The organism is Armatimonas sp. (assembly GCF_964826245.1).
This window is the reverse complement of record NZ_CBAYMC010000196.1, coordinates 1-8413: the sequence shown is the minus strand read 5'-3', so window position 1 is coordinate 8413 and position 8413 is coordinate 1. Positions and strand designations below refer to the sequence as shown.

General features: G+C 57.7%; 12 protein-coding genes. 3 read left to right on the top strand and 9 right to left on the bottom strand.

Going from position 1 to position 8413, the window contains the following annotated elements; translation table 11 throughout:
• The coding region (locus AC1XOS_RS16635) for a fasciclin domain-containing protein (RefSeq protein ID WP_481963345.1) at positions 1-463 on the bottom strand (463 nt) is incomplete at its 3' end.
• 21 nt (positions 464-484) lie between these two features.
• Entirely contained in the window at positions 485-1084 is a 600-nt protein-coding gene (locus tag AC1XOS_RS16630; RefSeq protein ID WP_481963344.1) for a hypothetical protein, read from the bottom strand.
• 199 nt (positions 1085-1283) lie between these two features.
• On the opposite strand from AC1XOS_RS16630, the gene AC1XOS_RS16625 reads away from it, so the two are divergent.
• The 3 genes from AC1XOS_RS16625 to AC1XOS_RS16615 are packed head-to-tail and all read left to right on the top strand — an operon-like array spanning position 1284 to position 2715.
• The gene (locus tag AC1XOS_RS16625; RefSeq protein ID WP_481963343.1) at positions 1284-1676 is read left to right on the top strand and encodes a hypothetical protein; all 393 of its coding nucleotides are present in this window, start codon (positions 1284-1286) and stop codon (positions 1674-1676) included.
• A gap of 35 nt (positions 1677-1711) precedes the next feature.
• Positions 1712-2281, top strand: a complete 570-nt coding sequence (locus AC1XOS_RS16620) for a peroxiredoxin (RefSeq protein WP_481963342.1) — start codon at positions 1712-1714, stop codon at positions 2279-2281.
• Positions 2281-2715 carry a TlpA family protein disulfide reductase gene (locus tag AC1XOS_RS16615; protein ID WP_481963341.1) on the top strand — a complete coding sequence of 145 codons (435 nt, stop codon included), beginning with the start codon at positions 2281-2283 and terminating at the stop codon, positions 2713-2715. Before AC1XOS_RS16620 ends, AC1XOS_RS16615 begins: the two co-directional genes overlap by 1 nt.
• Before the next feature lie 195 nt (positions 2716-2910).
• Here the strand turns inward: AC1XOS_RS16615 and fabF are convergent, their stop codons facing one another.
• The 7 genes from fabF to rpmF all read right to left on the bottom strand — a co-directional run.
• Positions 2911-4149 (bottom strand): beta-ketoacyl-ACP synthase II, encoded by a 1239-nt coding sequence (gene fabF, locus AC1XOS_RS16610; RefSeq protein ID WP_481963340.1) that lies wholly within the window; start codon positions 4147-4149, stop codon positions 2911-2913.
• A 73-nt stretch (positions 4150-4222) separates the two neighbouring features.
• On the bottom strand, positions 4223-4459 hold the full coding sequence (gene acpP, locus AC1XOS_RS16605; protein WP_309692678.1) for an acyl carrier protein: 237 nt from the start codon (positions 4457-4459) through the stop codon (positions 4223-4225).
• Between the two features lie 29 nt (positions 4460-4488).
• Positions 4489-5241 carry a 3-oxoacyl-[acyl-carrier-protein] reductase gene (gene fabG / locus AC1XOS_RS16600; protein WP_481963339.1) on the bottom strand — a complete coding sequence of 251 codons (753 nt, stop codon included), beginning with the start codon at positions 5239-5241 and terminating at the stop codon, positions 4489-4491.
• Positions 5238-6203: an ACP S-malonyltransferase gene (gene fabD / locus AC1XOS_RS16595; RefSeq protein WP_481963338.1), complete on the bottom strand. Its 966-nt coding sequence runs from the start codon at positions 6201-6203 to the stop codon at positions 5238-5240. Before fabD ends, fabG begins: the two co-directional genes overlap by 4 nt.
• Complete coding sequence (locus AC1XOS_RS16590) at positions 6200-7225, bottom strand: beta-ketoacyl-ACP synthase III (protein WP_481963337.1); 1026 nt, start codon at positions 7223-7225, stop codon at positions 6200-6202. The genes fabD and AC1XOS_RS16590 overlap by 4 nt, the downstream gene beginning before the upstream one ends.
• Positions 7222-8235 (bottom strand): phosphate acyltransferase PlsX, encoded by a 1014-nt coding sequence (gene plsX / locus AC1XOS_RS16585; protein WP_481963336.1) that lies wholly within the window; start codon positions 8233-8235, stop codon positions 7222-7224. Before plsX ends, AC1XOS_RS16590 begins: the two co-directional genes overlap by 4 nt.
• Positions 8236-8250: 15 nt before the next feature.
• The coding region (rpmF, locus tag AC1XOS_RS16580) for a 50S ribosomal protein L32 (RefSeq protein WP_481963346.1) at positions 8251-8413 on the bottom strand (163 nt) is incomplete at its 5' end.

The following is an 8413-nucleotide window of genomic DNA, read 5'->3' as shown; positions in this document are numbered from 1 at the left end:
AAGTGATGGCTTCGCTTTTGTTGGCTGCTTGCTCAAGCTGGTCAACCTTGCTCTGGCCTAGAGCTGTTGTCAGGGCATCGTTCGTCGGCCAGAAGACAGTGAACTCATCGGTGCGATACATTTCGATCTCACCTGCATTGCTAATGATGCGGGCAATACTGCTGAACTCATCTTTTGACTTGGTCAAGTCATAAATGGGCTTACTACCTCCACCGATGCGACCACCAGAACCAGCACTACCACCGAATACACTACCAACGCTTGAGCCTTTGGTGATAGAGTAAATCCCACCAACAACAAAGCCACCCACAATAACATTCTGAAGACTTTGCTGCAGAAGCGCGTTGCTTTCCGGGTAACCGTCCGCCGCTAAGCTAACCGCAGACCGACTTGGAACCTGTGATGCAACGATACCAACAATTGTAAGCGCAGATACCATACGAAAAACACGACTTTTATTCATAACTGTTTATGCGTTGTCAATTCACTTAATGACGACGTTATAAGTAAATAAGGTACCATCTAAGGTTTTGAAAATATCCTTGATATTGTCCTTAGTGAGCTCAATCTCATTACCGTCGGGAAGAGATATAGTAAAAACCACTGTTATACTAGAAAGAAGGATGATATTTTTCTCAGTTGTATGCTCGTTCACCCAAGCTTGGGCTTGTGACGCGCCTGCTGAATTTTGCAAAAGTTCCAATTCCGATGCAGGAAGTTCTTTCGTGATTTCTGCGTTAGTGGGAAGAACCACATTCACATCACTCTCATTTAACTTCTGGCCGAGACCGGAGTTTTCGATAATCTTGTTGGCCTCACTCAAATCCGGGTTACTCGCTATGGTAGCTGTCATGCTCTTCAAGCCCTGATCAGCTCCACCTAGCCCGATAATGCTCGGGCTTTTAACAACCTGTACTGCCGCATAAGTCCCTGCTGCATAGCCCGCAACCTGCTCCGGATAGACATTTGCGGTAGTACTGACAGCCGCTTGACTTATCATCGAGCGGCTTGGGATCTGAGATGCGACGATACCAACAATTGTGAGGGCGGATGCCATACGAAAAACACGGCTATTAAAATTCATTTTTTGCTCCTGTAGAGAAGGGGACTCACTTCACTCATTAAAAACCTTTAGCAGGGGTCTCTCAACTCAAGCTGACGAGACACCTTACACGCCGGTATTATACCCGGATTTTAAGGTTTTGACGCGCTTTGAGGAAAAAAAAGTAATCTAGCACAAAGCATGCCAGAGCGTATCTTTTGTGACGGGGTATCATGCTGCTATGCCCGATCGAATACAGACCGCCCAGATTGTGGGGGTTGACCCGGAGACGCTGGAAGTGAGCGATGCCTTCCCCGGCACCTACGGTTTCTATGTGCGCCTCTCCCGAGACCCTGGTACCGAGTGGGCGGCGGAGTTTGAGAGCCTCTATCTGCTGTCCTCTCGCCCCTCCCGTCCTCCCGTGATCTTTCGCGGGGATACACTGTGTGTTCACTATCTGCCTCTCTATGTGCAGGATCTGCCGGATTATCTTAACTTTCTCACGGAGATCGTTACCCAGACCAATGCCGCCGTCGAGCGCCGCAATGCCGTCTTGCCCGATGATAGTGCGCAGCGGGAAGCGTTTCGTGAGCAGCTCCGTCAGCTCGCGCAGAGCTACCACCAGACACGGTAAAATACGACCAACCACTCTCTGGAGGAACCCTACGAATGTTTTTTCTTATTCCGATGCTCCTGCTCGCTCAGGAGCCGCCCGTGAAGGCTGCTACAGCACCTCAGGAGCCGCCCGCTGCCGCGAAGCCTGCTGATCCCGCTTTAGAGCTCGTGGGCAAGAAAGCCCCTGATTTTACCCTGCCGGATCAAAGCGATAAGCCCGTCGCTCTCAAAGAGGCGAAGCAGGCAAAGAAGTGGGTCGTGCTGGCGTTCTACCCGGCGGACATGACGGCAGGCTGTACGCTGCAGAATAAGTCCTACACGGCGGGAAAAGACAAGTTCGCTCCGCTCAATGCGCTGGTCTACACGATCTCCACGCAAGATACGAAGAGCAAGCAGAAGTTCTGTGAGCGCGATGCTCTAACCAACACGCTGCTCTCGGATGTGGGCGGAAAAGTGGCAGAGGCCTACGGAGTGCTCAATAAAGAGCGGGGCGTCGCACGCCGGGTGACGTTTTATATCAACCCAAAGGGAAAAGTTGTTGCCGTAGACAGCAAGATCAATGTGAAGAGTGCCGCCGAGGACACCGTTGCCATGCTCCAGAAGCTCCAGGAGGCGAAGCCCTGATGCCAGGACCGACTCCCATTGATGTGGCAGGCTTGAAAGCCGCTGTCGCGAAAAACAAAGGCAAGGTTGTCGTGGTGAACTTCTGGGCATCGTGGTGCGTGCCGTGCAAGCAGGAGTTTCCCGATCTAGTCGCGGCGGTAAAGGCCAGTGGGGCAACGCTGATCACCATTGCCTGCGACTCGCCGCAAGACGCGGCGACCAAGTCGGCCAAGTTCTTGACGACACAGAACGCGACAGCGAATGCGTTCTTTAACAAGGCCAACACGGATATCGCCTCGTTCTTGAAGTGGCTGGAGCCCAAAGCCCCGCCCACGTCGCCGATTCCACGAACCTACTTATTTAGCCCCTCAGGTAAGCTGGTGAAGGCAATGGCGGGCAAGCACGATGCCGCAACCTTCACCAAAGAGATAACGGCTGCCAAAGCGGCAAAGTAAGCACCGCCGATTGTAGGAGCGGCGCTGGAGCACCGCCGATTGGAACGGCAGTGCTGGAGAGCTAAAGCTACAAAGGCCGTTCCGGCCATAAACCCGAAAATTGGGTATGGGCGGTACGCCCTTCGTAGCCGAAGGCTCTCCAGTCTCCCCCCTCCAACGGGGGAGACTCCCGTCCCCTCCCTCTAATCGAGGGGACTAGACTTTCTTGAAGACTAACACGGCGTTGTGGCCGCCAAAGCCAAAGTTGTTGCAGACGGCGACATCCACGTTCATCTTGCGGGCGCCGCCGGGGACGCAGTCTACCACGCAGTCTGGGTCGGGGGTGTCGTAGTTGATGGTGGGGGGCACGAGGCCCTCCGCAATAGAGAGCACGGTCGCCGCCGCTTCAATGCCCCCTGCGCCGCCGAGCAAGTGCCCGGTCATGGACTTGGTGGCGCAGACAGCAAGGCTGTCAAAGTGAGCGCCAAACACCGAGCGTAGCGCGGCGATCTCGGCTTTATCACCGAGTGGTGTGGACGTCGCGTGGGCATTGACGTGCTGGACTTGCTCGGGCTCAAGCCCGGCGTTCTTCAGAGCGTAGCTCAGCGCACGCGCGACTCCGTTGCCATCCGGCGGGGGCGAGCTCATGTGGTAGGCATCCGCTGTCATGCCGTAGCCTGCGAGCTCCGCGTAGATAGGGGCACCGCGCGCCTCGGCGTGCTCCAGAGTTTCTAAGATCAGAATCCCCGCGCCCTCACCGATCACAAAGCCTGAGCGATTCGCATCAAAGGGCCGCGATGCTGCGGTGGGGTTGTCGTTGAAGTTGGAGGCCATGGCCTTCATGTTGGCAAAACCTGCAATCGAGACCGGCACGACACCCGCCTCGGCTCCGCCCGTAATCATCACGTCGGCGGCGCCACGTCGCAGAATCTCCAGGCTATCGCCCAAGGCATGGGCACTGGAGGCGCAGGCAGTCGTGGTGCAGGAGTTAGGGCCTTTTGCGCCCGTGAGGATCGAGACGTGCCCGGAGGCCATGTTCCCAATCATCATCGGCACCAGAAACGGCGAGACGCGGCTGGGGCCTTTCTCCACCAAGATGCGCACTTGGTCTTCTAAGGTCTGGAGTCCGCCAATCCCTGAGCCAATCACGACTCCCACACGCTCGGCATTTTGATCGGTGACGCTCAGGCCCGCGTCTTCCAGCGCCAGTAGCGACGCGGCAACGGCGAACTGGACAAACCTATCCATGCGCTTGGCTTCTTTGCGATCTACATACGCCGTCGGGTCGAAGTCTTTCACTTCGGCGGCGATCTTGACATCGAAGCGCTCCGCATCAAAGAGCGTGATCGGCCCGACTCCGCAGACCCCAGCGGTGAGGTTTTTCCAGTAGGCATCTTTCCCGATGCCCAGCGGTGTGACCGCTCCAATTCCTGTTACGACAATGCGCTTATTCACAGCTTAATTCTGTATCATAAAAAAAAAGCGGCGGCATGGGACCTTCGTCCCATACCGCCGGCTCAGGGCGAAATTAGCCCTTGGTTTTCTCTTCGATGTAGTCAATTGCCTGCTGGACATTGGTGATCTTCTCGGCGGACTCATCGGGGATCTCGATATCGAACTCTTCTTCGAGGCCCATGACAAGCTCCACGACGTCTAGAGAGTCAGCCCCTAGATCATCTACAAAAGAAGCTTCCGGAGTGACTTCTTTCTCATCAACTTCCAGCTGCTCCACAACAACCTTCTTCACACGCTCAAACGTAGACATTTCCTTATGCTCCTCAATAAAAGCTTGGGTTAGACAGTCAATCCACCATCAATAGTGAGTGTCTGCCCAGTGATATACGACGCGGCCTCCGACGCCAGAAACGCCACTGCTGCGCCCACGTCCTCCGCTGTGCCGAACCGACCCAGCGGAATTTTCTCTAAAAGCTTCTCTCGCGAGTCGCCCGAGACGAAATCGGTCATCTGGGTATCAATAAAGCCTGGTGCGACAGCGTTCACGGTGATGCTCCGTGAGGCCAGCTCGCGCGCCACGCTCTTGGTAAAGCCAATCATACCCGCTTTCGACGCGGAATAATTCGCCTGACCGGGGCTTCCTACCTGCCCATTGACCGAAGTAATATTGATAATGCGCCCGGATTTTTGCTTGAGCATGATCTTGGCGGCGGCGCGGGTGCACAGAAACGTCCCCTTGAGGTTCGCATCCAGCACGCCATCCCAGTCGTCCTCGCTCATGCGCAGAAGAAGCGTGTCGCGGGTGATCCCGGCGTTGTTCACTAAGATATCTACCCGCCCGAGCTGCTCTTTCACAGTGGCAAAGAGGCTATCAACCGAGGCGGCATCGCTCACATCGCACGGAATCGCGAGCGCCGTACGGCCCGTCTCACGCACCGCCTCCGCGACGGCTTCCGCATCGGCGATATTGCTACGGGAGGTGATGACCACATCGGCTCCCGCATGGGCCAGTGCCAGTGCAATCCCGCGCCCGATCCCGCGCCCGCCCCGACCCGCGCCGGTGACAATGGCGATCTTTCCTTCTAGACTCATGCTTTTCGTCCCTGTAGTCCCTCAATGGCGGCGGCTAGGCTGGCGCTGTCGCCCACGGAGAACACTACGGCGTCGGGGGCAGTGCGCTTGATCAGGCCCGCCAGAACCTTCCCACTGCCACACTCGACAAAATGCGTGTAGCCATCGGCAGTGAGCTTTTGGATCGTCTCTGTCCAGCGCACCGGCCCTGCCACTTGCGCGACAAGATTGGCTTTGATCTCATCGGCGCTGCTCTCGTACTCTGCCGTGACATTGGCGACGATCGGTAGGCTCGGCGCGGTGATCGCCACACTGTTGATAATCGGCTTCAGCACGTCTGCGGCAGACTCCATTAAGGGAGAGTGGAACGCACCCGAGACTTCCAGCGGCAGAACTCTCTTTGCGCCACGCTCCTTCAGCAGCGGCGCGACTTCCGTGAGTGCCTCGGCCTCGCCTGAGATCACGACTTGGCCCGGACAGTTGTCGTTGGCAGGCACCACGATAGGGCCCCCCCCGCCCCCAAGATTGGGGGAGCTTTTCAAGGAATCACAAACTTCTTTCACCACACTCGCGTCCAGGCCGAGCACGGCGGCCATCGAGCCGGGGTTCTGTGTGGCGGCCTCGGCCATCGCGAGGGCGCGCTGTTGAACCAGCTTGGCCCCTGTGGCGAGATCAAAGGCTCCCGCGGCGACGAGAGCGGCGTACTCACCCACCGAGTGCCCTGCGACGGCCGCAGGCTCTAGGCCCGCCTCACGGCAGGCGGCCAGTGCGGCGACGCTGGTGGCAAAGAGACACGGCTGGGTGTTCTTCGTCTCTTTGAGTGCCGCTTCTGGGCCTTCAAAGCACAGTGATGAGACAGACACTCCGCAGGCGGCATCGACTTGCTCGAAAGCAGCGCGGGCAGCGGGAGAGCTCTCAAAAAGATCGTGGCCCATCCCGACCGCTTGTGCGCCTTGGCCAGGAAAGACAAACGCTATTTTCATGGGGCTAATTTACCCCAGCGAATCACATTCGCTCCCCAGGCAAGACCGGCTCCAAAGCCAATGGTGACGACGATATTGCCTTCGACAATCCGGCCTTCCTGCCACGCTTCGTAGAGGGCAAGGGGAACCGAGGCTGCGCTGGTATTGCCGTAGCGATCAATATTGACCGCCACTTTATGGCTGAGGGAGCCATCGCTCTCGACGAGGCCCATGCGCTCGGCGGCGGCTTGGATGATGCGGATATTGGCCTGGTGGGGAACGAGCATGTCAATATCGCTCTCGGTCATTCCCGCACGTGCTAGGGCTTTGAGCGCGGTCTCGCCCATCACTTTTACGCCAAACTTGAAGACCGCTTTACCGTCCATGTGCGCCGTGTTTTCTTTGCCCGCTAAAAGCTCGGGGGTCATGGGGTGGCGGCTTCCCCCGGCAGGGAGGTTGAGCAGGCACGCACCGCTACCGTCCGCGCCAAGATCTGAGGCCAGCAAGCCGCTCTCATCGTCACTGGGCTGCAAGAGCACGGCTCCGGCGGCATCGCCAAAGAGAATGCATGTGGCGCGGTCTTCCCAGTTCACGACACTAGACATCTTCTCAGCCCCGATCACCAGCACGTTTTTGGCGCGACCCGTCTCGATAAACTGTGCGCCGACATCAAGGCCGTGGGCAAAGCCTGCGCAGGCAACGGAGACATCAAAGGCGGTGGTCTGCGGCGCACCGAGGGCGTTCTGAACCAGCATCGCGGTGGCGGGGAAGTTATTGAAATCGGGGGTACAAGTGGCAACCACGATAACATCGAGCTGTGCGGCGGTGATTCCCGCACGATCGAGCGCCTCTTGGGCCGCCCTGACCGCCATGTCCGAGGTCGCCTCGTTCTCTGCTGCGATACGTCGCTCCCGGATCCCGGTGCGCTGGACAATCCACTCATCGTTGGTGTCTACGATCTTAGAGAGCTCGTCGTTTGTTAGTATGCGCTCAGGAGTGTACTTGCCAATTCCTGCTATCATGGCCCGCCGCAGCGTCCTCATTCTATCGGTATTCCTTCTAGGGCGGATTTTACCGCATTTACATAGCCAGAGCGTACTGCCTGTGTGGCGAGCCGGAGACCGCTGAAGATCGCACGGGCGTTGGAGCGGCCATGGGCAATCAGAGAGAGGCCATTGACACCAAGTAGGGGAGCACCACCGTACTCCGCGTAGTCTCCTGCCGCGATCAGTTTTTTGAGCGCCGATTTTAAGACAGCTCGCTCGCCATCGGTCTGGGCCTCGGCGAGGGTGCGCTGGACATGAACAATGGCAAGCTTGCCCATGCCTTCTGCGGCCTTGAGCAAGATATTTCCCTCGAAGCCATCGGCGACAATCACATCCACGCCGCCTTCGAAGAGATGGCTGCTCTCGATATTGCCGACGAAGTTCACGGGGAGGGCCTGAATCAGCGGACGGGATTTTTTCACCAGCTCATTGCCCTTGGTATCTTCCTCACCATTGGAGAGTAAGGCAACGCTGGGGTTCTCGATGCCCATGACATGCTGGGCGTAGAGTGAGCCAAGGAGCGCGAAGTCCGCTAAGTGAGAGGGCTGGCAGTCTACGTTGGAGCCCGCATCTACTAGCAGGCAGTGACGGCCTGTCTCCGTGGGAAGAAGCGAGGCGATAGGAGGGCGGCTGATGCGGGCGAGACGCTCGATAATGAGCAGAGCGGCCAGCATGCACGCGCCGGTGTTGCCTGCCGAGAGGGTCGCCTGTGCCTCGCCGCTCTTGACCAGCTTGGCACAGATTGAGATAGACGACTCGGGCTTTTTGCGAATCGCCTCCATCGGGTGCTCCTCCATCGTGACGACTTGAGGAGCATGGACGATAGGCAGACGCGTATCGCCGTCCGCATCACAGGCGACGAGCTCTGCGGCGATGATTTGTGCATCGCCGACGAGTAAAACACGCACGCCCTCTCCGAGTTCGGAGCGGACAAAGTCAACCGCACCGCGAACGATCTGCGCCGGGGCATGATCACCGCCGACGGCATCGAGCGCTATTGAGATCACGTAGGTCTAAGGTGCCTACGCCGTAGCTTCGGCCTTGGGCGTGAGCCACTGGCGGCCATTGTAGTAGCCACAGCTCGCACAGATGTAGTGGCTACGGGCCATTTCATTGCAGCGCTTGCAGAAGGTCAGGCTCGGCGGAGTGAGCTTGTAGTGCGTCCGGCGCTTGGCCTGAGGCGTG